The 709-nt window shown below is 50.1% G+C and carries 1 protein-coding gene; it reads right to left on the minus strand.

The window, feature by feature from the left end; all coding sequences use genetic code 11:
- Positions 1-709, minus strand: a 709-nt coding sequence (locus R7Q48_RS27385) for a PTS transporter subunit EIIC (protein ID WP_318133409.1), incomplete at both ends; no start/stop codon positions are given.

Below are 709 nucleotides of genomic sequence, written 5' to 3' on the forward strand. Positions count from 1 at the left end.
ATGAATAGACCAGCGATGAATAGCGAACCTGTGATTGGTGCGATCATGATTGGCACCAAAGGTTGGATGAATTTGTGGTAGTTAATCGACGTAATCCACTTCACGAAGTAACCCACAAGCAGACCTGCGATGATGGCACCGATAAAGCCTGTACCAGCGTCTGCGCCGTAGAAAGAACCGTTGTTTGCAATCCAACCACCGATCAAGCCAGGAGCTAGAGCTGGGCGGTCAGCAATCGCGTAAGCAATGTAACCGGCAAGTATTGGGATCATCAGCGTAAAGGCAACCACACCGACGTTGAGGATTTGGTTCCACATGCTGCCTTCAGGAATCGCCATGCCCGCTTCACTTGGCTGACCGCCTACAGCAAGAGCAAGGGCAATCAACAGACCACCGGTTACGACGAATGGGATCATGTGTGATACGCCATTCATCAAGTAGCGATATAAGTCAGAACGAGCTTGAGAAGCTTTGTCGGCAACCGATGCTTGCGTATTGCCATTGGACTCAGCTTGGTACGTCGGTGCGTTTAACGCTTCATTAATCAGTCCTTGAGCATCGCGGATTGGGGCTTTTACGTTGGTTTTAACCACGCGTTTTCCAGCGAAGCGGTTCATGTCAACTTGCTTGTCACATGCGACGATGATGGCATCTGCACGCTCGATTTCTTCTGCGGTTGGACTGTTTTTCACACCGATTGAACCATTCG

Source organism: Vibrio sp. 378, assembly GCF_033339435.1.